Here is a 23,151-nt window from a genome sequence, read left to right as displayed (position 1 = left end):
ATACAGCGTCAGACACTCCCTTCCGATTCGATCACCAATATCCGAGCCGGTCCTACCGGATGCGCCACATGCTCAGTGCCAACCGAGGCATGAAAAATGTCACCGACTTCCAGCAAAGCTTCCTGCTCCACCCCCTCTTCGCGATAACGCATCCTGACCCGACCATCGAGCACCACGAACACTTCCTCGCCATCGTTGACGTGCCACTTGTAGGGTTGATCGGTCCAGTGCAGCCGCGTGGTGATGCCGTTCATGCTGGCGATGTCCAGCGCGGCCCAGGCACGCTCGCCAGTGAACGACTTGCTGCGGATGATCTTCATGGTCCGATCCTTCGAGTGAATTGAGTGGGTGCCAAGGCTAACTCAATTCTACCGGTTGGCCTCGCAGACCCTGGCCGAACGTGATCGCAGTAGACTCGCCATTGCGCTGAGAGCCAGCACAATCAGCATCGCACCATAACCATCGGTCGTTGCCACCAGACCAAAAGTCCGCTCCAGGTTCCCGGCCAGTAGCGCCGGGAGGCAGAACGCCAGATAACTTAGCGCATAATATGCCGACATCAACCCGGCGCGCTCATGGGGCAAGGCCTGCGGCACCAGACTGCGCACCGCCCCGAGGAAACCGGCACCGAAACCGCAACCGGCGACCAGCGTGCCGAGGAAAAACAGCGGCAAACTGGCGCTGTGCACGCCCAGTAGAATCAGGGCGACTCCCGCCGGCAGCGAACAGGCGCCCAGTTGCAGCGCCTTGGTCACAGCCTGATTGCGCAGGGTGTAAATCATCAGGGCGCCGGTCACCGTCAAGGCAGCGACGGTCGCCCCGCCAATCAGATTCGAGGTCGAGCCAGTCGCCGTGCGCACCAGCGAAGGTGCCAGCGACGCGTAAAAACCGCCGAGCGCCCAGACCGCCGTGTTGAGCGGCAACACCCGCCACAAAGTGGAACGTGCCTGAGCCGGCACATGCAGGGTCGGTCGCAATGAGGCCCACACACCAGACTGGCGCGAGACGCTTTCCCGCAATCGCCAGACATACACGGCCTGCATCGCGAACAGGGCCAGCAGCAGCCAGAAGGTCAAATGCAGCGGCGCGGGGGCAAACTCGGCCAACACACCACAACCCAGCGCCCCCAGAGCCATCCCGAGTAAAGGCGCGACGCTGTTGACCAGCGGCCCCTGCTCGCGGTCGGTGTCGAGCAGCGTTGCACTCAGAACCGCGGTTGCCATGCCGGTGGCGAACCCCTGCAGCACCCGGGCACTGATCAGCCAGGCGACGCTGTCGGCATGGATAAACAGCAACATCGCCAGGATGTTCAGCATCACCGCCGTAAAGATCACCGGTTTGCGCCCCAGGTAATCCGACAGCGAGCCGACCGTCAGCAACGCCGCCAACAGGCTGAGGGCGTACACGCCGAAAATCAGGGTCAAGGTCGCTGCCGAAAACTGCATCTGCTCCTGATACAGGTGATACAGCGGCGTCGGCGCAGTGGAGGCCGCCAGGAAACTGAGCAAGGTAACGGCCAAAAACCACAGGCTGGCACGATTTGAATGAGAACCGGGCATCGACACACTCCGCAAAAGCTAATTTTTTGCTTTTGCGGAGTGTGCTACTGGATCCCTCTTAAAGCAAATTCTTTGTGTTAAGGTCCGATGCATGGCTTTCAGGACCGGGTGCCAGCCGCAAGACCCGGTGCAATACAGGAAACACAGAATGACAGTTCCCACATTACGCCCCGGCGGCCGCAGCGCCCGGGTGCAAGAGTCGATTCATTCGGCCGTGCGTCAACTCCTTGAGGAGCAGGACCGCGCCAGCGTGACGGTGCCGCAAATTGCAGCGCGCGCGGGCGTCACGCCGTCCACCATCTATCGACGCTGGGGCGATGTGTCGGCGCTACTGGCAGACGTCGCCCTCGCCCGCATGCAGCCCGACAACGAACCGGCCAACACCGGCAGCCTTCACGGCGACGTGCGGGCGTGGGCGGAGCAGTACCTGGACGAGATGAGCTCCGAACCCGGCCGCAACATGCTGTGCGACGTGCAGGCGGCGTTGAAACCGAGTTATTGCGCGACCATCATTGGCGGGCAATTGCAGACGATTCTGGATCGCTATCCGGATGAGCCCAGGCCCAGTGTCGATCGGTTGATCAATCTGATCGCCGCGCCGACGGTGTTTCGCATCCTGTTTTCCGAGGCGCCGCTGGAGGTCGAAGAGTTGCATCGATTGATCGAGATCGCGTTCAGCCAGTAAGTCCCCTATCGCGAGCAAGCTCGTTCCCACAGGGGGGGGGGGGCGAACACAGGGCAAATGTGGGAGCGAGCTTGCTCGCGATGGGGCCCGTCCAGACACTGCAAATCCCCCTGCGACACCCCGCCACGCCACGACCTTGGTCGACACTGACTAACGCTGGCGGTCGTGCGAGACTGTCTGTCCGGGCGGGAGGTCCGGATGTCTTTTGTCTGGAGTCCCCATGTCGCTGTCCACCGGGCTGATTGCCGTCGTCGCCCTGGCCTATATGGCCATCCTGTTCGCCATCGCCTTCTATGGCGACCGTCGCAGCGCGCCCTTGCCGCCGCGTGTGCGAGCGTGGGTGTATAGCCTGTCGCTGGCGGTCTACTGCACCAGCTGGACCTTTTTCGGCGCCGTGGGCCAGGCCGCCGAACAGCTCTGGTCGTTCCTGCCGATCTACCTCGGGCCGATCCTGTTGCTGGTCGGCGCGCCGTGGGTCCTGCAAAAAATGGTGATGATCAGCAAACAGGAGAACATCACCTCGATCGCCGACTTCATCGCCGCACGCTATGGCAAATCCCAGTCACTGGCGGTGGTGGTGGCGCTGATTTGCCTGGTCGGTGTGTTGCCCTACATTGCGCTGCAGCTCAAAGGCATCGTGCTCGGCGTGAACCTGCTGATCGGCGCCGGTGCCGACGCCATGGGCACCCGCGCCCAGGACACCGCTCTGATTGTGTCGCTGGTGCTGGCGCTGTTCACCATCGTCTTCGGTACCCGCAACCTCGACGCCACGGAGCACCACCGCGGCATGGTGCTGGCCATCGCCTTCGAATCATTGGTGAAGCTGTTCGCGTTTCTCGCCGTCGGCGCCTTCGTGACCTACGGCCTGTACGACGGTTTCGACGACCTGTTCGACCAGGCCATGCTTGCGCCGCGCCTTGAACAGTACTGGAAAGAAACCATCAACTGGCCGTCGATGGTGGTGCAGACCGGCGTGGCGATGATGGCAATCATTTGCCTGCCACGGCAGTTCCACGTGACCGTTGTCGAGAACATCGATCCCCAGGATCTGCGCCTGGCCAAGTGGGTATTCCCGGCCTACCTCGCCCTCGCCGCCTTGTTTGTCGTGCCGATCGCCCTGGCCGGCCAGATGATGCTGCCCAGCTCGGTGTTGCCGGACTCGTTCGTCATCAGCCTGCCCCTGGCCCAGGCGCATCCGGCGTTGGCCCTGCTGGCGTTTATCGGTGGTGCATCGGCCGCCACCGGCATGGTGATCGTGGCCAGCGTGGCGCTGTCGACCATGGTGTCCAACGACATGCTGCTGCCTTGGCTGCTGCGTCGCAACAACGCCGAGCGCCCGTTCGAAGTGTTCCGCCAGTGGATGTTGTCGGTGCGCCGCGTCAGCATCGTGGTGATTCTGCTGCTGGCCTATGTCAGTTATCGCCTGCTGGGCTCGACCGCCAGCCTGGCGACAATCGGCCAGATCGCCTTCGCTGCCGTGACCCAGCTGGCCCCCGCCATGCTCGGTGCCCTGTACTGGAAACAGGCCAACCGCCGCGGCGTTTTCGCTGGCCTCGCCGCAGGCACCTTCCTGTGGTTCTACACCTTGATCCTGCCGATTGCCGCCCTCAGCCTCGGCCTGTCCTTGAACACGTTCCCGGGGCTGGCCTGGTTGCACAGCAATCCACTGAACCTGCCGATCACCCCGCTGACCCAGGGCGTGGTGCTGTCTCTGGCAGGCAACTTCACATTGTTCGCCTGGGTCTCGGTGCTGTCCCGCACCCGGGTTTCCGAGCACTGGCAGGCAGGCCGCTTCATCGGCCAGGAAATCAGCGCCCGCCCCAGCGCACGCTCGATGCTGGCAGTGCAGATCAATGACCTGCTGCAACTGGCGGCGCGCTTCGTCGGCGAAGAACGCGCCCGTCAAAGCTTCATCCGTTTTGCCTATCGCCAGGGCAAGGGCTTCAACCCGAACCAGAACGCCGACAGTGAATGGATCGCCCACACCGAACGCTTGCTGGCCGGTGTGCTGGGTGCCTCTTCGACCCGCGCGGTGGTAAAAGCCGCCATTGAAGGTCGGGAGATGCAACTGGAGGACGTCGTGCGCATCGCCGATGAAGCCTCGGAGGTGCTGCAATTCAACCGCGCCTTGCTGCAAGGCGCCATCGAGAACATCACCCAGGGCATCAGCGTGGTCGACCAGTCGCTGAAACTGGTGGCCTGGAACCGTCGCTATCTTGAACTGTTCAATTACCCGGACGGCTTGATCAGTATCGGCCGCCCCATTGCCGACATCATTCGCTACAACGCCGAACGCGGATTGTGCGGCCCCGGCGAAGCCGAAGTGCATGTTGCCCGCCGCCTGCACTGGATGCGTCAGGGCCGCGCGCATACTTCCGAACGGATGTTCCCCAATGGCCGGGTGATCGAACTGATCGGCAACCCGATGCCCGGCGGCGGCTTCGTCATGAGTTTCACCGACATCACCGCGTTCCGCGAAGCCGAACAGGCGCTGACCGAAGCCAACGAAGGCCTGGAGCAACGGGTCACCGAACGGACCCACGAATTGTCGCAGCTCAACGTTGCCCTGACCGAAGCCAAAGGCACCGCCGAGGCGGCCAACCAGTCCAAGACCCGTTTCCTCGCGGCCGTCAGCCATGACTTGATGCAACCGTTGAACGCGGCGCGGCTGTTCTCCGCCGCCCTCTCCCATCAGGAAGATGGTTTGTCCGGCGAAGCGCAGAAACTGGTCGAACACCTGGACAGCTCGCTGCGCTCGGCCGAGGACTTGATCAGCGACTTGCTGGACATTTCCCGCCTGGAAAACGGCAAGATCAACCCGAATCGCCAGCCATTCGCCCTCAACGATCTGTTCGATACCCTCGGTACAGAGTTCAAGGTGCTGGCGCGAGAGCAAAAACTGGAGTTCCGGGTTCGCGCAAGCACGTTACGGGTCGACAGCGATATCAAGTTGCTGCGACGGATTTTGCAGAACTTCCTGACCAACGCTTTCCGCTACGGCAAAGGGCCGGTACTACTGGGGGTTCGCCGGCACAAGGATCAACTGTGCCTGGAAGTCTGGGACCGCGGGCCAGGTATTCCGGAAGATAAACTGCAGGTGATTTTCGAGGAGTTCAAGCGCCTCGACAGCCACCAGACACGGGCCGAAAAAGGCCTCGGCCTGGGGCTGGCGATTGCCGACGGGCTATGTCGCGTGCTCGGTCATACCTTGCGCGTACGCTCCTGGCCGGGACGCGGTAGCGTGTTCAGCGTCAGTGTGCCGCTGGCCCGGGCGCAAACCGCAGCGCCGGTCAAGGTCGCCGAGCTCAATGGCAAATTGCTCAATGGCGCGCAGGTGCTGTGTATCGATAATGAAGACAGCATCCTGATCGGCATGAACAGCCTGCTCAGCCGCTGGGGTTGCCAGGTCTGGACCGCGCGCAATCGCGAGGAATGCGCCGCGTTGCTGGGCGAAGGCATGCGCCCGCAATTGGCGCTGGTGGACTACCACCTCGATCATGGCGAGACCGGAACCGATTTGATGGCCTGGTTGCGCACGCAAATGGGCGAGCCGGTCCCTGGCGTGGTGATCAGCGCCGATGGCCGGCCGGAGACGGTCGACCTGGTGCATGCCGCGGGGCTGGATTACTTGGCCAAACCGGTGAAACCGGCGGCGTTGCGGGCGTTGTTGAGCAGGTACATACCGTTGTAACGAGGTTCAACACAGCCTCCTGTGGCGAGGGGGCTCGCCCCCGTTGGGCTGCGTAGCAGCCCCAAACCATTCAATGAGCCTCTTCAGATAAAACGCGTTGCCGGACTGACGACTGCTGCGCAGCCGAACGGGGGCAAGCCCCCTCGCCACAAGGTCCACGCTCGTCCGGGGCTACTCCGGTAACTCGACCAATCCATCCACATCGGTCATCGCCCGCTCCAGCAAGTCCGCCGGCAGACTCTTGCTTGCCCGCGCGCCCAGCAGCTTGAGTTGTTCACTGCGACTGACCAGGTTGCCGCGCCCCTCTGTCAGCTTGTTGCGTGCCGAACTGTAGGCCTTGTCCAGTTGCTGCAAGCGATTGCCGACCTCGTCCAGATCCTGGATGAACAGCACGAACTTGTCGTACAGCCACCCGGCCCGCTCGGCGATTTCCCGGGCATTCTGGCTCTGGCGCTCCTGCTTCCAAAGGCTGTCGATGACGCGCAGGGTCGCCAGCAACGTGGTGGGGCTGACGATCACGATATTGCGGTCGAATGCCTCCTGAAACAGCGTCGGCTCAGCCTGCAACGCGGCAGAAAACGCCGCCTCGATCGGCACGAAGAGCAACACGAAATCCAGGCTGTGCAAGCCATCGAGGCGCTTGTAATCCTTGCCGGCCAGGCCTTTGACGTGATTGCGCAACGACAGGACGTGCTGCTTGATGGCGATCTGGCCGATGGCCTCGTCTTCAGCCGCGACGTATTGCTGATAGGCCGTCAGGCTGACCTTGGAGTCGACCACCACCTGCTTGTCGCCCGGCAGATAAATGATCACGTCCGGCTGGAAGCGCTCGCCGTCCGGCCCCTTGAGATTAACCTGAGTCTGGTACTCGCGGCCCTTCTCCAGCCCCGCATGCTCGAGCACGCGCTCAAGAATCAGCTCGCCCCAATTGCCCTGGGTCTTCTGCCCTTTCAAGGCGCGGGTCAGGTTGGTGGCTTCATCGCTCAAGCGCAAATTCAGCTGTTGCAAGCGCTCCAGCTCCTTGGCCAGGGAGAAACGCTCACGGGCCTCGTTCTGATAGCTTTCCTCGACACGTTTTTCGAAGGACTGGATGCGTTCCTTGAGTGGATCGAGCAACTGCCCCAGGCGCTGCTGGCTGGTTTCGGCAAAACGCTGCTCGCGCTCATCGAAAATTTTCCCCGCCAGCTCGGCAAACTGCGCGCGCAACTCGTCTCGCGAACCTTGCAGGTCGTTGAGGCGTTGCTGATGGCTGTCCTGTTGCTCGCGCAATTCGGCATTGAGCGACGCGGCCTGGGCATCCAGACGGCGCAATTCGGCTTCTTTGCCGGCGCGTTCGATATTCCACGCATGGGCGGCGTCCCGAGCGTCGTCGCGCTCGATCTGCAGCAATTCGACTTCACGACGCAGCGCAGCCAGATCGGCCTGTTTGGCGGCGTTGGCCTGGGTCAGATCAGCCGCTTCATCGCGGCTGGATTCGAGTTGTGCATTCAATCCGTCCTGCGCCAGTTGCGCCATGGCCAGGCGTTCTTGCAGCAGCGCGACATCGGCTTGCGTGGTGCTGGCCCGACGCTGAAGTTGCCAGGCCAATACCAGCAACGGCAACGCAGCCGCTGCCAGCCCCAGCAATACGCTGGTCAAGTCCATTGCCATAGCCACTCCTGCCATTCGGATAAAGCTTGAAGGTTAACCAAGGCGTCCGGTCTTGGACAGCTCAGTCTTCGATCAGCCCCAGTTCCTGTTGAGCGCGGTGATCGCCTGCCCGAGCGGCCTGACGCAGCAGGTCCTGACCGATCCGGCGGTCCCGGGCATTCCCGCATTCGCGGCACATCAACTGGCCAAGGCGACTTTGCGCAGCCACCACGCCTTCACGGGCCGGTTGCTTGAGCAAACGTCCGGCGATGTGTTTGACGTTACGGTTTTCGCCCAGATGCGGACTGTCCAACAGCCACTCCGCCACGCGCATGGAAAAGCGCTTGGTAGGGGCAACAGGGGGCGGTGTGGAGGAAGAGGAAACAGGGGCTGAGCGAAACTTCATAAAGCACTGTGGGGCAGATCAGAAGGCGCGCAACTTTACTCTCTTTTTCTTACAGGTAAAGCTGAAAATATCCCGGCACGCCCGTCCTAGAGCAAGCGCTCGGGACAATCCACAGAAGCTGTGGATAACTCAGTGGACAACCGCCCTTGAACTCGCTCAAAGCCCTGTGGAATGGGGCTCGCAGTCAAACTGACGATTTTTTCACCAGTAAAAAAAAGCGATGTTTTTCATTGACTTAAATTTTGGTTACAGGCAGCCATTACGCTTGAACGTGAGATGACAGCGGGGTGACAGACCACGCAACTAATGTGCACAAGTGCCTTTACGATGGTTATATCCATGCACTTTTTCGGCGCATTTTTTTGTCATGCCTGGGGATAAGCCCTGGCAAACCCGGTGTCCAGACGGCTGCGCTGCTACAGACGTCGATGACCGATGGTCGGATTTTGTCCCGAAACAGGGCGCATGAATCCCAGGCTTTGCAGCTTTTTGCGCGCCACCACAAGACAAAACAGCCCGATCAGGCACCGGCCAGGAAACTTTTTTCGCTACCACACTTCCATTGGCCAGTTCAATCCGTTAGTATCCGCGGCGTTAGTACCAAGCTGAAAGTCAATTCTGGTCGAACAAATCCCCCCGGTCAGCCTTCCCGACGGAAGCCTCCACCGAACAAGCGGGATCGACCACCTCGATGGTTTCCAGGTAAATCTTGCGCCAACACAACCTTTGAATCGAAAGCAAAGGATGTTGCTCCGCCTGCCTACTCTGCTCGAACCAACCTGCAAATTGATCAGGATCTTCACCCCGGGCCCAGAACCTTTGCCCTCGATGTGTTGCCTGCCCTCCTAAGTACCTACCTGCCAGCCCAAGCGCGCCAACTTATCAGCGCTTCAAACTGGCTGCTTTGTTCCAGTCGGGTTCTTCGTTCGATCAATGGTGATCGACGTTACTGGAACGTTTTAACGTTGCACGGTTCTTATCCGTGTCATTTGTAGGAACACCCAATAATGTCTACTCAAATCCAGACTCAGGATGCCATTCGCACCCTAACCAACGCTTTTGCACCAATGAACTGCCTGATCATGGCCGCTCGCAAAGGCTGCTTCAGCTTCACCCTGGTCAACGAACACGGCATCGCTCGTCACAGCGAACGCCTGTACCCCGATCAATACTCCAGCGCCGAGCCGCTGCAGGCCGTGATCGAGCGTACCCGTCAGGCACTGGTTGCCTGAAACGCCAGAAAGGCTGAAAAACCCAAAAGCCCTGCCCGAAAAGCGGGGCTTTTTATTGCCCGATATTTCCCTTTCCTCGAATCACGACTAAGCACGATCCGATATAACGGTTATAACTGATCGCTGGAAATATTTTAAAAACAGGCCTTTACAGCGCGAATATGACACTACACTTCAACTCAAGCGGCTTGACCCGCTTGCGGCGAGCCTGAGTCGATTCACTGCTGCCAAGCCCCCCCCTTCAGGTATCGCCGTCCATTTCAGGTTTCGAGGGTTTTATGGGTATCGCTGCCAGCGAACTGTGCCGTTATGTGATTCGTCCGACCTTGATCTACCTCGGACGCCATAGCGCTACGGCCGAATCCCTGCTGTTGGGCATTGCCGCCAGCCAGTCCGCCCTTGGTTCCGCCCTGCATGACCGCCGTGGGCACGGCCTCTACCGTATCGCCGAGCCCCGTCACCAGGCCCTTTGGGACCATTACCTGGCCCTTGATCCGGAGCGTGCGAGCCTGGTCCGCGGCCTGGCCAGTCAGCATGCGTTCCTGAGTGGCCCGCACCTCGAGTTGACCGTCAACCTGCGTTACGCCACTGCCATCGCCTGGCTGCTGGTGGAAGAACAGAACACCCCCCTCCCCGCCCCTGATGATTTGCTGGGTATGGCCAGAATCTGGCGCCAGACATTTCAGCCCCAGGGACGTCTGCGTGATTTCACCTGCGCCTGGCAAACCTGTGTTTCACCGTTGAATCAGGTAGCCTGCTGACACACCTGGATCCAAAGATCGCTCAACACGCCGCGATTTTGGTCGGATTGTCCTACAAAACCGCTCTAAATCAAGGCATACAGCCTATGGCGCCGGGACGAAAATGTTGGTAATTTTCGCCCCGGTGATCACCAGGAGTTCTAATAATGAAAAAAGTAATGCTCAAAACCACCATTAGTCTCGCCGTTGCCATGGCATCCACCCAGATCTTTGCAAGTGGCTTTGCCCTCAACGAACAAAGCATCAGCGGGATGGGGTCAGGTTTTGCCGGGCGATCTTCCTCTGCCGACGACGCATCCACCATTTTTGGCAACCCTGCCGGCATGTCGCGCATCAAGCGCGAACAAGTCACCGGCGGTGTTGCGATGATCGACGCACACACTGACATCAGCCACGCAAGCTCCTCCCCGAACAATCGTGGCAGCAATGACGGCGACATGGTTCCGTTCATCGCCGTGCCCATGGGTTACTACGTCAAGCCAATCGACGACCATTGGGCCTTCGGTATTGGCATATACGCCCCGTTCGGCCTGGTAACCGACTACGAAAACGGCTTTGAGGGTCGTTACTTCGGCAGCAAGAGCGAAGTCAAGATCGTCACCGTGCAACCGACTGTCAGCTACGCCTTCAACGACAAGGTTTCCATCGGTTTCGGCCCGACCATCAACCGCATCGACGGCAGCCTGGAATCGAACATAACGGCCTTGCCGACCTTAACGAATTTGCCCGATGGTCATGTCAAGATCAAGGGTGACGACACCGCCCTGGGCTACAACATCGGCGTGCTGGTCCAAGCCACCGACAGCACCCGTGTCGGCCTGACCTACCACTCGAAAGTGAAGTACAAGCTCGAGGGTGACACCAAGGTCAACTACAACCTGCTGGGTCTGGTCGGCCAGAACCCGAGCCAGAAATACGACGCTTCGCTGGATGTGACCACGCCTGAATCGGTGGACTTTTCGGTCACTCACCAGCTCGACGACAAGTGGACTCTTTACGCAGGCAGCACCTGGACCCGCTGGAGCCGCCTGAAAGAAATCACCGTTGAAAACACAGGTGTTCCGGCGGTTCTGAACGGCCAGTTCGGCACCATCACCGAAGAACAGAACTGGCACGATACCTGGGCTCACGCCATCGGCGCGTCCTACCAGTTGAACAAGCAATGGGTACTGCGTACCGGCCTGTCCGTTGACCAGGCACCGACCAACAACGTCGACCGTTCCCCACGCATCCCGACTGGCGATCGCACGATTTTCAGCGTGGGCGCCGGCTGGAGCCCAACCGACGACCTGACCATCGACCTGGCGTACTCGTACCTGCGCGAGGAGTCGGTGAAGGTCAACGGCGACGACCATGGCCAGACCTACAACGCCAAGTATGACAACTACGCGAACGGCTTCGGTCTCGGTGCGACCTACCGCTTCTGATGATTCCCGGCGAGCCTGAACCGCTCGCCATCGGAATCAAAAAAGCCCCGCTCTCCTCACGGAGGCGGGGCTTTTCATTTGTAGGAACGAGCCTGCTGGCGATGAACGCGAACGATGACGCGTACTTTCAGGATTTACGAGACGCCTTGAGGTTTTCGCGAGCAAGCTCGCTCCTACAGGTCAGGGGGTCGAAACAAGTGGTGGCGAAGCCAGGGCCTTTTCCACCGCCGCAATGAACTCGGGATCGTCCGGCTTGGTCAGGCTGGAGAAATTGGCGACCACCTTGCCTTGGCGGTCCACCACATACTTGTAGAAATTCCACTTCGGCGCGCTGCTTTGACTGGCGAGGACCTTGAACAAGTGCGTCGCATCGTCGCCGCGAACCCTTTGCGGCTCGGTCATGGTGAAGGTCACACCATAGTTGACGTAGCAGACCTTGGCAGTCTCGGCGCCATCCTTCGACTCCTGCTTGAAGTCATTGGACGGAACGCCAATTACCTCCAGCCCTTGATCCTTGAAGCGCTGGTTCAGCGCCTCAAGGCCTTTGAACTGCGGAGCAAAGCCACAGAAGCTTGCGGTATTGACCACCACCAACGGTTTACCGGCGAAGCGCTGGCACAAATCGATGGATTCCTTGGCGCGCAGCTTTTGCAGTGATCCTTGCAACAGCTCCGGGCACTCGGCCGCGTAGGCCAGCCCGGTAAACGCCACCAGCAACGCGGGAACTGCAATCCAGCGCATCAGCATGTCGGTGCACCCTTGATAATTCGTCAAAAGCGACGTTACTCGCCCTCGCCGCTCGCTAGCAAGCACCCATGCCCAACTGCATCAGCGCCAGCCCGCCCTGATGCCAGCCCCACCACGACAACGCCAGCAATAAGGCGCAGACGGCGGCTACAGCGATCCGTGGCCAAAGGTTGTTCATATCGCACTCATTTGTGATTGCAGACGCTCTACCGGCCGCTCACGCACCGGCCAGTTGAGGGCAGCGGCCAACAGGCTCAAGAGAATCGCCACTTGCCAGATCAAGTCATAACTCCCGGTTCGGTCATACACCACGCCACCCAACCAGCCGCCCAGGAACGAACCGAGTTGGTGAAACAGGAAAACAATCCCGCCGAGCATGGACAGGTTTTGCACACCAAACAAGGTCGCCACCGTACCGTTGGTCAATGGCACCGTCGACAGCCACAAAAAACCCATGGCCATGCCGAACAGATAAGCCGTGGTGGTGGTCACCGGTGCCCACAGGAACAACGCAATGACCACCGCCCGCAGCAAGTACAACCCGGTGAGTAAACGCGGCTTGGACATGCGCCCGCCGAGCCATCCCGCGGTATAGGTGCCGAAGATGTTGAACAGGCCGATCAGTGCCAGCACCGTGGTGCCGACCGTCGCCGGAAGGTGTTGATCCACCAGATAGGCCGGCAGGTGCACACCGATGAACACCACCTGGAATCCGCACACGAAAAAGCCGAACGCCAGCAACCAGAAGCCGGAATGGGAGCAGGCTTCGCGCAGCGCTTCGCCAAGGGTCTGTTCGTGGCCCAGGACGGGCAGCGGCTTGTCCTTGAGCATGCCAACCAGCGGCACGATCAACGCCACCAGCAAGCCCAGCGCCAGCAGCGCCGCGGACCAGCCAAGCCATCCGATCAAACCGAGCGTGCCGGGCAACATCGCGAACTGGCCGAACGAACCGGCCGCACTCGCGATCCCCATGCCCATGCTGCGTTTTTCCGGTGGCACCGCGCGGCCGACCACCCCCAGGATCACCGAGAACGACGTACCCGACAGTCCGATGCCGATCAGCAGGCCGGCGCTCAGGGACAGGGTCATCGCCGAGTCGGAGAGCCCCATGCAAATCAGCCCGGCCGCGTACAGGACGCCACCGATCAGCACCACTTTCGCTGCGCCGAAGCGGTCGGCCAGGGCACCGGTGAATGGCTGGGCGAGGCCCCAGATCAGGTTTTGCAGGGCGATGGCGAAGGCAAAGACTTCACGGCCCCAACCGAACTCGGCGCTCATCGGCGCCAGAAACAGCCCGAAGCCATGGCGAACCCCCAGAGACAACGCAAGGATCAGCGCACTCCCCAACAGAACCCAGCCGCAAGTACGCCACATCGATGTCATTGTTGTTCTCCAATAGCGGGTATATACCCGCTTAAGATCGAAAAAACCGGCATCATGCCAGTTCGTCCAGCAGCTTCAATAAGGTTTCACGCTTCTCGGCGCCCAGGCGATCGATCATGCGTTGCTGTGCGGCTTCCCAGGCTGGCAAGGCCGCCTTGAGACGCTCTGCCCCGGCCTCGGTCAGCAGGACGATGCGATTGCGCATGTCCTCGCCCTCGACCAGCGTCACCAGGCCATCACCCTCCAGCACCCGCAAATTGCGCCCCAGGGTGCTGCGGTCCAGGCCCATGGCCTCGGCCAGGGTCGAGATGCTCGGCTGATCCAGACGCTGCAGATTGCACAGCAAAGAATACTGCGCAACGTTGATCCCGAAGCCGTCGAGAGCGCCGTCGTAGTGCCTGCTGACGCCACGGGCGGCGCGACGCAGGTTGATGCATAAACATTGGGAATCGAGCATGGTGCGTGTATATACCCGCGAGTCGGTTAAATCAAGTGGCATGGGGTTTGTTCAGTGATTGGGCGGTGTCCTGTAGATCGCCATCGCGAGCAAGCTCGCTCCCACAGTTGATCGCATTCCAATGTGGGAGCGGGCTTGCCCGCGAAGAAGCCGGAACATTCAACACAACCCGATCAGGCCAACGCCAAGCCTACCAGCACTGCAACTTCCAGCAACTCCAGCATCGCGCCCGCCGTGTCCCCTGTCGTGCCCCCCAGGCGCCGCAACATCACCTGGCGCAGCCAGACAAACCCCAGCGCCGCCAACACCACCGCCAGCGCTCCACTGACGCCGGCGATCAACACACAAGCCAATGCGCTGACCGCCAACACCTGCTTGCCCGGCGAACGCGGAAGATGATCGGCCAATGCCTGGCCCAGGCCACCGGCACGCACATAGGGCGTAGTCAGGAACAAGCCGAGCAATGCGCTGCGACCGATCAACGGCACGATGATCAAGGCCAGCGAATGCGGCTGCTCGATCAACGCCAGCAGTGCGGTGAATTTAAGCAACAACACCAGCACCAGCGTCACCACGGCGATCGGCCCGCTGCGCGGGTCTTTCATGATGGTCAGCGTGCGCTCACGGTCGCCAAAACCACCGAGCCAGGCATCGGCGCTGTCCGCCAGGCCATCGAGGTGCAAGCCGCCGCTGAGCAGCACCCAAAGGCTCAGCAACAACGCCGCGTGCAGCAACGTCGGCGTGCCCAGCAGCAGCCAGTTAACCGCCCACAGAATCGCGCCAAAGAGTAATCCCACCAGCGGATAAAACAGCAACGACCGCCCCAGTTCCCGGGGCTCAGGCATTCCGGGCAGGCGAATCGGCAGACTGCTGAGAAATTGCAGGGCGATCCAGAATGGCAGCATGGTCAGAGCACTTCCTTCAACGAGCCCGCAGGCTCCACCGTCAGCGAAAACAGCGCGCCATGCCCGACCTCAACGTTGAGCAGTTGCTCCCGTGGCAGCCCGCGCGCCTGTGCCAGCAACAGACGCATCACACCGCCATGGCTGATCAGCAGAATGCGCTCACCGGCACAGGTCGCGTGCAAACGCTCCAGCGCTGCCAGCACCCGTGCCGAAAAGTCTGCAACCGGCTCACCCTGAGGCGGCGTGAACGAATAGGGATCGGCCCAGAACAAACCCAGGGCCTGCGCGTCGGTTTCCATCAACGCCGCCGCGCTCTGTCCTTCCCAAGCGCCGAAATGCAACTCCTGCAGGTCTTTGTCCAGTTGCACCGGAATACCCAGTTGCGCAGCGAGTTCCTCGGCAAACAGCGCACAACGCTGCAACGGCGAACTGACCAGCCGGTCCCACGGACCTTGCCCGACCACGGCGACGCGCATCTGCGCCCAGCCCGTGTCGGTCAACGCATCATCGATGCTGCCGCGCAAGCCGCCGCCAAGTTCGGTTTCACCGTGACGCAACAGATCCACGCGCAAGGTCATGCCGGACGATCTGCCACGGCGGCTTCGGCAAAGGTCGCCATCTGCCCGTGCAGGTCGCAAGCCAGGCGCAGCAGCGGCACAGCCAACGCCGCACCACTGCCTTCGCCAAGCCGCAGGCCGAGATCGAGCAAGGGTTGTGCATCCAGGGTTTCCAGTACATGACGATGCCCCGGCTCGGCGCCGCGATGACCGAACAACAGCCACTGACGACACTCTGGATTCAAGCGCACCGCAACCAGTGCCGCGACGCTGCAAATGAAGCCGTCCACCAGCACCGCGACACCTGCCTGGGCACACGCAAGATAGGCACCGACCAGCGCGGCGATCTCAAAGCCGCCGAGGTTGAACAGGGTCTGCAAGGCATCGCCACGCTGCGCGCCATGCAATGCCAGGGCGCGCTCGATGACCTGGGCCTTGTGGCTGACACCTTCGGCATTGAGCCCGGTGCCAGGACCGGTCAGATGCACCACCGGACAATCGAGTAGCGCACACGCCAATGCACTGGCAGCGGTGGTGTTACCGATGCCCATTTCGCCACCGATAAACAACTGCGCACCGGTGGCAATTGCCCGCTGCACGCTGTCACGACCGGCCTGCAAGGCGAGTTGCCCCTGGGCCTGGGTCATGGCCGGTCCCTGTACAAAATTCGCCGTTCCCGGGCCGACATTCAGATGACACACGCCCGGCAGGTTCAGCGACGGCGTCACCGTGCCAAGATCCACCACCTCAAGGGAAGCGCCCAGTTGCCGCGCCAGCACGCTGATCGCCGCGCCACCGCTGACGAAGTTGAGCAGCATCTGCCCGGTGACTTCCTGGGGAAACGCCGACACGCCCTCGGCGACGACGCCATGGTCGCCGGCAAAAATCGCGATCCACACCTGCTCCAGGCTTGGCTTGACCCGCCCCTGCAATCCCGCCAGCTGCACCGCCACCGCTTCCAGCTGACCGAGGGAGCCGGCCGGCTTGGTCAGTTGCTGTTGCCGCGCCTGGGCCTGTTCGACCGCTTGGGTATCGACCGGCTTGCACGGGTTCAGCCACCAGGATTGAGTCATTACGCAGTTCCTTTCAGAGTCAGGGGCAGGCCGGCGACGGTCAGGACGACACGCTGACAACGCTCAGCCAGAGCTTGATGCAGCCAACCGGCTTCATCGACATAGCGGCGAGTCAATTCGCCCAGCGGCACGACACCCATGCCGGTCTCGTTGCTGACAAAAATGATTTCACCCGGCAGCGACGCCAGGCAGTCCAGCAAGGCATCACGCTCGGCGTGCAAGCGCTCGGTATCGTCGAGCATCAGCAGATTGGTCAGCCACAGGGTCAGGCAATCCACCAGCAGGCAGCGGTCGACACCGGCGGACTCACGCAGCACCCGGGCCAGTTCCACCGGTTCTTCGATCAAGGCCCATTCGGCAGGACGACGGGCGCGGTGATGGGCCACCCGCTCGCTCATTTCTCCGTCCAGTGGCTGGCTGGTGGCGATGTAGGTCACGGCCAGGGCGCTGTCGATGGCGAGTTTTTCAGCCAGGCGACTCTTGCCGGAACGGGCGCCGCCGAGGATCAGTTGGAGCATGGTTACATCCTTTCAAATGGGCGGTGTGGCCACTTCAGTCTTCGCGAGCAAGCCCGCTCCCACATTAGAACGCGGTCAACTGTGGGAGCGGGCTTGCTCGCGAAGAGGCCAGAGCTTTCAACTCAAAATCCACAGAGCTGCCGCAACAGCCCGGTATCCAGATGCTTCTCCACCAGATCAGCCAGCCGCTCGATATCACGCTCGCGCAAGGCGTGGTAATCCACGGCCTGCACATCCTGCAACCCGGCCCAGCGCAGCAGTGCACTGCACGCCGCCGGCGATTCGAACAGCCCGTGCAGGTAGGTGCCGAAAATCTGCCCGTCGGCACTTTGCGCACCATCACCGCGGCCGTCATCCAGATGCACGGCGGCATGTTCCAGGGCCGGTCCGGTGGTCACGCCGGCATGAATTTCATAACCCGCCACCGGCGCATCTTCCAGCGCCAGGCGACCACGCACATTGCGCAATTGCTTCTCCTGTTCGAGCTGGGTCTGGAACGCCAGCAGCCCCAAACCGGCACTGGAACCCGGCGCACCTTCGAGGCCCAGCGGGTCATGTACCTGCTCACCGAGCATCTGCAGGCCGCCACAGATCCCCAGCAGTTTCCCGCCGTAACGCAGATGCCGGGCGATGGCGGTGTCCCAGCCGTTGGCCCGCAGGTACGCGAGGTCGCTGCGCACACTTTTCGAGCCGGGAAGGATGATCAGGTCGGCGGGCGGAATCGCCTGGCCGGGGCCGATGAATTGCAGGTCCACTTGCGGATGCAGGCGCAGCGGATCGAAATCGGTGTGATTGCTGATGCGCGGCAGCACCGGCACCACCACCTTGAGCACCTGTTCGGCTTTATCGGTCTGGCGTTGATCGATGCCGTCCTCGGCCTCCAGGTGCAGATCCATCACGTATGGCAGCACGCCGATCACCGGTTTGCCGGTGCGCTCTTCAAGCCAGTCGAGACCGGGTTGCAGCAACGCGATATCGCCACGGAAACGATTGATGATGAAGCCTTTGACCCGCGCCTGCTCACTCGGCGACAGCAGTTCGAGGGTGCCTACCAGATGGGCAAAAACCCCGCCGCGATTGATATCGGCGATCAGCAGCACCGGGCAATCCACCGCTTCGGCGAAGCCCATGTTGGCGATGTCCCCGGCCCGCAGATTGATTTCCGCCGGCGAGCCCGCACCCTCGACCATCACCAGCGGATACGCCGCGCTCAAGCGCTCGTGGGAGGCCAGCACCGCTTGCATGGCGATGGTTTTGTAGTCGTGATAGGCGACCGCATTCATGGTCGTGACAGCGCGGCCATGGATGATCACCTGGGCACCGGTGTCACTGTTGGGCTTGAGCAACACCGGGTTCATGTCGGTGTGCGGTTCGAGGTGCGCGGCCTGGGCCTGTACCGCCTGGGCGCGGCCGATCTCGCCACCGTCGGCGGTCACCGCACTGTTGAGGGCCATGTTCTGTGGCTTGAACGGCACCACCCTGACGCCCTGACGCGTGACCCAGCGGCACAACGCGGTTACCAGCGTGCTCTTACCGGCATCCGATGTGGTGCCCTGCACCATCAGCGTGGTCATTGGTTTTCCTTGGCGAAATCGTCGAACGCCAGCGCCAGTCGTACCCAGGCGATTTCGTCACCGGGCAAGCCGAATCGCAGGCTGCTGTTGTGCGTGAACAACCGCAGGAGAATGCCGCGCCGGGCCATGAATTCATGCAGCTCTTCGGCGCGCTCGGTGATCAGCCACTGGAACAGCGCACAACCGCCCTGGGGCTCGAAGCCGTGCTGTTCGAGCAACGACGCAAGGCGCTCGCTGGCCTCTTCGGTGCGCACCCGTTGCCGCGTTTGTCCCTCGGTATCGCGCAGACAGGCCTGGCCCACTACCCGGGTTGCCCCGCTCACAGCCCACGGCCCCACTTGTTCTGCCAGCAACTTGAGCAGCTTGCGCTCGGCCAGCACAAACCCCAGGCGCACACCGGCCAGGCCGAAAAACTTGCCGAAGGAACGCAAGACGATCAATCCGACTTGATGGGCAAACGGCGCCAGACTCAGTTGCGGCGTGTTATCCATGAACGCTTCGTCCACCACCAGCCAGCCACCGCGCTGCGCCAGTCGCGTGTGCCAGTCGAGCAGCCGACTGGGGGTGAGGCTCAGGCCCGTGGGGTTATTCGGATTGACTACCACCAGCACGTCGAAACTGTCGATAAAGAAGTCGACTTCCTGCTCCAGCACTTCACGCACGATGTAGCCGTTGCGACGCCACGCTTCGGCGTGCTCGGCATAACACGGCGACAGTACGCCGACTTTGCCCGCCCGACGCAATCGCGGCAGCAGTTGAATCGCCATTTGCGAGCCGGCCACCGGCAATGCCTGCAAGGTGCCGTAGTAATCACAGGCGGCCTGCTCCAGACCGTCGTCCGTCTCCGGCAAACGGGCCCAGGCCCGCAGCGGAATATCCGGCACCGGAAACGGCCAGGGCGCAAGGCCGGTGGACAGGTCCAGCCAGTCGGCTTCATCTATGCCGTATTCGAGCGCCGCCTTGCGCAGTCGCCCACCGTGCTCAAGCATAAAATTCGGCCCCCAGGCAGAGAATCAGCAGCCATAACCATACCCCGCGCTGGACCAATTGCCAGCCCCGGTCAATCGAGTCGGCATCCGCCGGCACACCTTCGCCCAACTGCGGACGCTGATGCAGTTCGCCGTGATAAATCGCCGCCCCACCCAATTCGACACCAAGGGCACCCGCCCCTGCCGCCATCACCGGGCCGGCGTTCGGGCTATCCCAGGTCGGGGCCTGGGTGCGCCAGCATTTCAATGCCAGCCGGGTTTTGCCCAGCAGCGCGTATGTCAGTGCCACCAGGCGCGCAGGAATGTAATTGAGCACATCGTCGACCTTCGCCGCCGCCCAGCCGAACCGTTCGAAGCGCTCATTGCGATAACCCCACATCGCATCCAGCGTATTGCTCAGGCGGTAGAGCACCACGCCCGGCGCGCCCGCCACGGCAAACCAGAACAACGCCGCGAACACCGCATCGCTGCCGTTTTCCAGCACCGACTCGGTAGCGGCACGGGCGACTTCGGTTTCATCCAGTTCGCTGGTCTGGCGACTGACCAGATAGCCCACCCGGGTGCGCGCCGCTTCCAGGTCATTACTGCGCAGGGCCTTGGCCACAGGCGTGACGTGCTCACCGAGGCTGCGCATGCCGAGGGCGCAATAGAGCGCGAGAATCTCGACGATCCAGCCGACATAAGGCGCCCAGGAGAATGCCGTGGCCAGCAGCGTCAGTGGCAACACGGCAATCACCCACGCGGTGACGCCATGGCTGCGCCAGCCGCGACCGCCGCCGTTGAAACGTTGCTCGATGCGCTCGGCAAAACGGCCGAACGCCACCAGCGGATGCCAGCGTTTGGGTTCACCCAGCAGCGCATCCAGCGCAACCGCGGCGACACTCAACAACGCCACACTCATTGACTCACTCCCCAATAATTTTCATACAGCAATTCATGTAGCGGACGCGCCTGCGCCCAGCCTTCGAGCACCAGCATCGGCGCCGGGTAGAACTCTTTGACCGGCCCCAGGCACAGCACGGCCAATGGCTTGGCACCCGGCGGCAACCTCAACAGGTCCGCCAGTGCCTGTGGTTCGAACAGCGACACCCACCCCATGCCCAGCCCTTCGGCACGGGACGCCAGCCACAGGTTCTGGATCGCGCAGGACAACGAAGCCATGTCCATTTCCGGCAGCGTGCGGCGGCCGAAGATATGCTGCTCGCGGTCGTCCATCAGTGCGGCGACCAGCACCTCGGCGCAATCGTTGATGCCTTCCACCTTGAGCTTCATGAACTCATCGCTGCGCTCGCCAAGGGCTTCGGCGGTGCGAATGCGCTCTTCTTCTACCAGGGCCTGGATTTGCCCGCGCAAGGCGCGATCGCTGATGCGAATGAAGCGCCAGGGCTGCATCAGGCCGACACTGGGGGCCTGATGCGCGGCTTCGAGCAGACGACGGAGCAATTCGGGCTCGACGGCGCCGCCGCTGAAGTGGCGCATGTCGCGGCGCTCGGCAATGGCGCGGTACACCGCCGTGCGCTCGGCTTCGGAGAATGCGTTGTCGCTCATGGCCGCTTCGCGAGCAAGCCCGCTCCCACATTTGAAACGCAATCCCCTGTGGGAGCGGGCTTGCTCGCGAAGGCGGCTTCAAGGTCAGGCGCAAACAGCGCGGCAATCGCCGAGGGGTTCGACGGAAAATAAAAGTGCACGTAAGAGGCAGTCATCCGCCCCTCACGGTAGACCGCCTCCGCTCCACGCCCGCCGTTAGGGCTCAAGCCACGGGCAATCGGCGCCAGTTCAGTGGTGGTCAGCGAATGGTGATAGGTGTGCCCGCGCAGCGAGCCTTCCGGCAGTTCCACCGCTTGCAAAGCCAGCGCTGCCAGTCGCTTTTGCATGACCGCATCACCGGCCAGCAAGCCAACCAGTTCGGCGCGAGTGCCTTCGACATCGGTCAGGGAGTCGAGCAGATACAGCATGCCGCCACACTCGGCGAGCAACGGTTTGCCTGCCCGGTGGTGGGCGCGGATCGCATCGAGCATCGCGGTGTTTTGCGCCAGTGCAACGTGGTGCAGCTCCGGGTAGCCGCCCGGCAGATACAGGCTGTCCGCCTGCGGCAACGCACGGTCGCGGATCGGCGAGAAGAATGACAACTCGGCGCCCATCGCCCGCAGCAGATCCAGGCTCGCGCCGTAGGTGAACGCAAAGGCTTCATCGCGGGCGACGGCAATGCGTACACCGGCCAGCAGTGGTTCGGCCACGATGACATCAGGTGCGGCGAATTCGACTGCCGGTGGCAGCGCGACCTCGCAACTGCTGGCCAGGGCATCGGCTGCCGCGTCGAGGCGCAGGTCGAGATCGTTCAACTCACTGGCCTGCACCAGCCCCAGGTGCCGACTCGGCAGTTCGATCCCGGTTTCCCGGGACAGCGCGCCGTACCAGCGCAAACCCTCAGTCAGGCTACCTTCGAGCAGTTGCGCATGGCGCAGCGTGCCGACACGATTGGCCAGCACGCCGGCGAATGGCAAGTCCGGCTGATAACGCGCCAGCCCCAGGGCCAATGCGCCAAAGGTCTGGGCCATGGCGGTGCCATCGATCACCCCCAGCACCGGCACACCGAAATGCCGCGCCAGATCGGCGCTCGACGGCGTACCGTCGAACAACCCCATGACGCCTTCGATCAGGATCAAGTCGGCTTCAGCGGCGGCTTCCCACAGCAACCGGCGACTCTCCTGCTCGCCGACCATCCACATGTCCAACTGATACACCGGCGCACCGCTGGCGCGCTCGAGGATCATCGGATCGAGAAAGTCGGGCCCGCACTTGAACACTCGGACCTTGCGCCCCTGATTGCGATGCAATCGGGCCAGTGCCGCGGTGACGGTAGTCTTGCCCTGGCCAGAGGCCGGCGCGGCAATCAGTACCGCCGGACAGTGCCGAGGCTGACTCACAATTCGACGCCTTTCTGCGCTTTGATCCCGGCTTGGAAGGCGTGCTTGATCACGCCCATTTCGGTGACGGTGTCAGCCATCTCGATCATCTCCGGCTTGGCGGCACGACCGGTGACCACCACGTGTTGCATCGGCGGTCGGGCCTGCAAGTCGCTGAGCACCTGATCGAGATCGAGGTAGCCGTGCTTGAGGGCGATGTTCAGCTCATCGAGCACCACCAGACCGATGGACGGATCGCGCAGCAGTTGCTGCGACACCGCCCAGGCCGCTTCGGCGGCGGCGATGTCGCGCTGGCGGTCCTGGGTTTCCCAGGTAAAGCCTTCGCCCATCACATGAAAACGCACCTGCTCGGGAAAGCGCCGGAAGAACAACTCCTCCCCCGTACTGTTGCGGCCCTTGATGAACTGCACCACGCCGCATTGCATGCCGTGCCCCATGGCGCGGGCAAGCATGCCGAAGGCCGAACTGCTCTTGCCCTTGCCGTTGCCGGTCAGCACCAGCAGCAGGCCACACTCGTTTGGGGAATTGGCGATGCGCTCGTCGATCACGGCTTTTTTGCGCTGCATGCGCGCCAGGTGGCGTTCGTCACGATCGGGGGTATCAGTCATGGGGGAGCTCTCCGTTGAGGCAG

The 23,151-nt window shown here is 61.9% G+C and carries 23 protein-coding genes; 5 read left to right on the top strand and 18 right to left on the bottom strand.

Features of this window, described 5'->3' with window-relative positions; all coding sequences use genetic code 11:
* Positions 1-8 precede the first annotated feature (8 nt).
* Together PspS34_RS07930 and PspS34_RS07925 are read right to left on the bottom strand one after the other, a co-directional pair.
* Complete coding sequence (locus tag PspS34_RS07930; RefSeq protein WP_154860724.1) at positions 9-320, bottom strand: cupin domain-containing protein; 312 nt, start codon at positions 318-320, stop codon at positions 9-11.
* 48 nt (positions 321-368) lie between these two features.
* Complete coding sequence (locus PspS34_RS07925) at positions 369-1,559, bottom strand: MFS transporter (RefSeq protein ID WP_154860725.1); 1,191 nt, start codon at positions 1,557-1,559, stop codon at positions 369-371.
* 148 nt (positions 1,560-1,707) lie between these two features.
* On the opposite strand from PspS34_RS07925, the gene PspS34_RS07920 reads away from it, so the two are divergent.
* Both PspS34_RS07920 and PspS34_RS07915 read left to right on the top strand, forming a co-directional pair.
* Positions 1,708-2,244, top strand: a complete 537-nt coding sequence (locus tag PspS34_RS07920; RefSeq protein ID WP_154860726.1) for a TetR/AcrR family transcriptional regulator — start codon at positions 1,708-1,710, stop codon at positions 2,242-2,244.
* A 220-nt stretch (positions 2,245-2,464) separates the two neighbouring features.
* The gene (locus PspS34_RS07915; protein WP_154860727.1) at positions 2,465-5,935 is read left to right on the top strand and encodes a PAS domain-containing hybrid sensor histidine kinase/response regulator; all 3,471 of its coding nucleotides are present in this window, start codon (positions 2,465-2,467) and stop codon (positions 5,933-5,935) included.
* A gap of 171 nt (positions 5,936-6,106) precedes the next feature.
* Here PspS34_RS07915 and rmuC read toward each other — a convergent pair whose 3' ends face one another.
* Together rmuC and PspS34_RS07905 are read right to left on the bottom strand one after the other, a co-directional pair.
* Positions 6,107-7,471, bottom strand: a complete 1,365-nt coding sequence (rmuC, locus tag PspS34_RS07910; protein ID WP_162252406.1) for a DNA recombination protein RmuC — start codon at positions 7,469-7,471, stop codon at positions 6,107-6,109.
* 175 nt (positions 7,472-7,646) lie between these two features.
* Entirely contained in the window at positions 7,647-7,970 is a 324-nt protein-coding gene (locus tag PspS34_RS07905) for a hypothetical protein (protein WP_090453933.1), read from the bottom strand.
* Between the two features lie 1,007 nt (positions 7,971-8,977).
* Between PspS34_RS07905 and PspS34_RS07900 the strand changes: the two genes are divergently transcribed.
* The 3 genes from PspS34_RS07900 to PspS34_RS07890 all read left to right on the top strand — a co-directional run bounded on the left by PspS34_RS07900 (position 8,978) and on the right by PspS34_RS07890 (position 11,390).
* Positions 8,978-9,202: a hypothetical protein gene (locus PspS34_RS07900; RefSeq protein ID WP_008051046.1), complete on the top strand. Its 225-nt coding sequence runs from the start codon at positions 8,978-8,980 to the stop codon at positions 9,200-9,202.
* 278 nt (positions 9,203-9,480) lie between these two features.
* On the top strand, positions 9,481-9,963 hold the full coding sequence (locus PspS34_RS07895; protein WP_007984504.1) for a hypothetical protein: 483 nt from the start codon (positions 9,481-9,483) through the stop codon (positions 9,961-9,963).
* A 146-nt stretch (positions 9,964-10,109) separates the two neighbouring features.
* Positions 10,110-11,390, top strand: coding sequence for an outer membrane protein transport protein (locus PspS34_RS07890; RefSeq protein WP_057715795.1), 1,281 nt, complete (start codon positions 10,110-10,112; stop codon positions 11,388-11,390).
* Between the two features lie 180 nt (positions 11,391-11,570).
* Here PspS34_RS07890 and PspS34_RS07885 read toward each other — a convergent pair whose 3' ends face one another.
* The 14 genes from PspS34_RS07885 to cobO form a co-directional block, all read right to left on the bottom strand.
* On the bottom strand, positions 11,571-12,137 hold the full coding sequence (locus tag PspS34_RS07885) for a redoxin domain-containing protein (protein ID WP_090453930.1): 567 nt from the start codon (positions 12,135-12,137) through the stop codon (positions 11,571-11,573).
* A 55-nt stretch (positions 12,138-12,192) separates the two neighbouring features.
* Positions 12,193-12,315, bottom strand: coding sequence for a hypothetical protein (locus PspS34_RS28785; RefSeq protein ID WP_008051054.1), 123 nt, complete (start codon positions 12,313-12,315; stop codon positions 12,193-12,195).
* Positions 12,312-13,520, bottom strand: a complete 1,209-nt coding sequence (locus tag PspS34_RS07880) for an MFS transporter (protein WP_159389539.1) — start codon at positions 13,518-13,520, stop codon at positions 12,312-12,314. Before PspS34_RS07880 ends, PspS34_RS28785 begins: the two co-directional genes overlap by 4 nt.
* 52 nt (positions 13,521-13,572) lie before the next feature.
* Positions 13,573-13,977, bottom strand: coding sequence for a MarR family transcriptional regulator (locus tag PspS34_RS07875; protein WP_154860820.1), 405 nt, complete (start codon positions 13,975-13,977; stop codon positions 13,573-13,575).
* A 173-nt stretch (positions 13,978-14,150) separates the two neighbouring features.
* Positions 14,151-14,882: an adenosylcobinamide-GDP ribazoletransferase gene (locus PspS34_RS07870; RefSeq protein ID WP_154860729.1), complete on the bottom strand. Its 732-nt coding sequence runs from the start codon at positions 14,880-14,882 to the stop codon at positions 14,151-14,153.
* Between the two features lie 2 nt (positions 14,883-14,884).
* Positions 14,885-15,460 (bottom strand): alpha-ribazole phosphatase family protein, encoded by a 576-nt coding sequence (cobC, locus tag PspS34_RS07865; RefSeq protein ID WP_154860730.1) that lies wholly within the window; start codon positions 15,458-15,460, stop codon positions 14,885-14,887.
* Entirely contained in the window at positions 15,457-16,512 is a 1,056-nt protein-coding gene (cobT, locus tag PspS34_RS07860; RefSeq protein ID WP_154860731.1) for a nicotinate-nucleotide--dimethylbenzimidazole phosphoribosyltransferase, read from the bottom strand. Before cobT ends, cobC begins: the two co-directional genes overlap by 4 nt.
* Entirely contained in the window at positions 16,512-17,030 is a 519-nt protein-coding gene (cobU, locus tag PspS34_RS07855; protein ID WP_154860732.1) for a bifunctional adenosylcobinamide kinase/adenosylcobinamide-phosphate guanylyltransferase, read from the bottom strand. Before cobU ends, cobT begins: the two co-directional genes overlap by 1 nt.
* 122 nt (positions 17,031-17,152) lie before the next feature.
* Entirely contained in the window at positions 17,153-18,604 is a 1,452-nt protein-coding gene (locus PspS34_RS07850; protein WP_154860733.1) for a cobyric acid synthase, read from the bottom strand.
* Positions 18,601-19,593, bottom strand: coding sequence for a threonine-phosphate decarboxylase CobD (cobD, locus tag PspS34_RS07845; RefSeq protein WP_057715804.1), 993 nt, complete (start codon positions 19,591-19,593; stop codon positions 18,601-18,603). The genes PspS34_RS07850 and cobD overlap by 4 nt, the downstream gene beginning before the upstream one ends.
* Positions 19,586-20,494 carry an adenosylcobinamide-phosphate synthase CbiB gene (gene cbiB, locus PspS34_RS07840; protein WP_154909977.1) on the bottom strand — a complete coding sequence of 303 codons (909 nt, stop codon included), beginning with the start codon at positions 20,492-20,494 and terminating at the stop codon, positions 19,586-19,588. Before cbiB ends, cobD begins: the two co-directional genes overlap by 8 nt.
* The gene (bluB, locus tag PspS34_RS07835; RefSeq protein WP_154860735.1) at positions 20,491-21,141 is read right to left on the bottom strand and encodes a 5,6-dimethylbenzimidazole synthase; all 651 of its coding nucleotides are present in this window, start codon (positions 21,139-21,141) and stop codon (positions 20,491-20,493) included. The genes cbiB and bluB overlap by 4 nt, the downstream gene beginning before the upstream one ends.
* Entirely contained in the window at positions 21,138-22,520 is a 1,383-nt protein-coding gene (locus PspS34_RS07830) for a cobyrinate a,c-diamide synthase (RefSeq protein ID WP_154860736.1), read from the bottom strand. The genes bluB and PspS34_RS07830 overlap by 4 nt, the downstream gene beginning before the upstream one ends.
* Positions 22,517-23,128 (bottom strand): cob(I)yrinic acid a,c-diamide adenosyltransferase, encoded by a 612-nt coding sequence (gene cobO, locus PspS34_RS07825; RefSeq protein WP_057715808.1) that lies wholly within the window; start codon positions 23,126-23,128, stop codon positions 22,517-22,519. The genes PspS34_RS07830 and cobO overlap by 4 nt, the downstream gene beginning before the upstream one ends.
* Positions 23,129-23,151: the final 23 nt, after the last annotated feature.

Source organism: Pseudomonas sp. S34 (assembly GCF_009866745.1).
GTDB classification, from domain to species: Bacteria; Pseudomonadota; Gammaproteobacteria; order Pseudomonadales; family Pseudomonadaceae; genus Aquipseudomonas; species Aquipseudomonas jessenii.
Note: the sequence above shows the minus strand (reverse complement) of the source record. Positions and strands in the feature narration are given on the sequence as shown.

Coding starts and splice junctions, on each gene's coding strand:
- PspS34_RS07930 (WP_154860724.1), bottom strand. CDS start 320: ATGAAGATCATCCGCAGCAAGTCGTTCACTGGCGAGCGTGCCTGGGCC.
- PspS34_RS07925 (WP_154860725.1), bottom strand. CDS start 1,559: ATGCCCGGTTCTCATTCAAATCGTGCCAGCCTGTGGTTTTTGGCCGTT.
- PspS34_RS07920 (WP_154860726.1), top strand. CDS start 1,708: ATGACAGTTCCCACATTACGCCCCGGCGGCCGCAGCGCCCGGGTGCAA.
- PspS34_RS07915 (WP_154860727.1), top strand. CDS start 2,465: ATGTCGCTGTCCACCGGGCTGATTGCCGTCGTCGCCCTGGCCTATATG.
- PspS34_RS07905 (WP_090453933.1), bottom strand. CDS start 7,970: ATGAAGTTTCGCTCAGCCCCTGTTTCCTCTTCCTCCACACCGCCCCCT.
- PspS34_RS07900 (WP_008051046.1), top strand. CDS start 8,978: ATGTCTACTCAAATCCAGACTCAGGATGCCATTCGCACCCTAACCAAC.
- PspS34_RS07895 (WP_007984504.1), top strand. CDS start 9,481: ATGGGTATCGCTGCCAGCGAACTGTGCCGTTATGTGATTCGTCCGACC.
- PspS34_RS07890 (WP_057715795.1), top strand. CDS start 10,110: ATGAAAAAAGTAATGCTCAAAACCACCATTAGTCTCGCCGTTGCCATG.
- PspS34_RS07885 (WP_090453930.1), bottom strand. CDS start 12,137: ATGCTGATGCGCTGGATTGCAGTTCCCGCGTTGCTGGTGGCGTTTACC.
- PspS34_RS28785 (WP_008051054.1), bottom strand. CDS start 12,315: ATGAACAACCTTTGGCCACGGATCGCTGTAGCCGCCGTCTGCGCCTTA.
- PspS34_RS07880 (WP_159389539.1), bottom strand. CDS start 13,520: ATGACATCGATGTGGCGTACTTGCGGCTGGGTTCTGTTGGGGAGTGCG.
- PspS34_RS07875 (WP_154860820.1), bottom strand. CDS start 13,977: ATGCTCGATTCCCAATGTTTATGCATCAACCTGCGTCGCGCCGCCCGT.
- PspS34_RS07870 (WP_154860729.1), bottom strand. CDS start 14,882: ATGCTGCCATTCTGGATCGCCCTGCAATTTCTCAGCAGTCTGCCGATT.
- cobC (WP_154860730.1), bottom strand. CDS start 15,460: ATGACCTTGCGCGTGGATCTGTTGCGTCACGGTGAAACCGAACTTGGC.
- cobT (WP_154860731.1), bottom strand. CDS start 16,512: ATGACTCAATCCTGGTGGCTGAACCCGTGCAAGCCGGTCGATACCCAA.
- cobU (WP_154860732.1), bottom strand. CDS start 17,030: ATGCTCCAACTGATCCTCGGCGGCGCCCGTTCCGGCAAGAGTCGCCTG.
- PspS34_RS07850 (WP_154860733.1), bottom strand. CDS start 18,604: ATGACCACGCTGATGGTGCAGGGCACCACATCGGATGCCGGTAAGAGC.
- cobD (WP_057715804.1), bottom strand. CDS start 19,593: ATGCTTGAGCACGGTGGGCGACTGCGCAAGGCGGCGCTCGAATACGGC.
- cbiB (WP_154909977.1), bottom strand. CDS start 20,494: ATGAGTGTGGCGTTGTTGAGTGTCGCCGCGGTTGCGCTGGATGCGCTG.
- bluB (WP_154860735.1), bottom strand. CDS start 21,141: ATGAGCGACAACGCATTCTCCGAAGCCGAGCGCACGGCGGTGTACCGC.
- cobO (WP_057715808.1), bottom strand. CDS start 23,128: ATGACTGATACCCCCGATCGTGACGAACGCCACCTGGCGCGCATGCAG.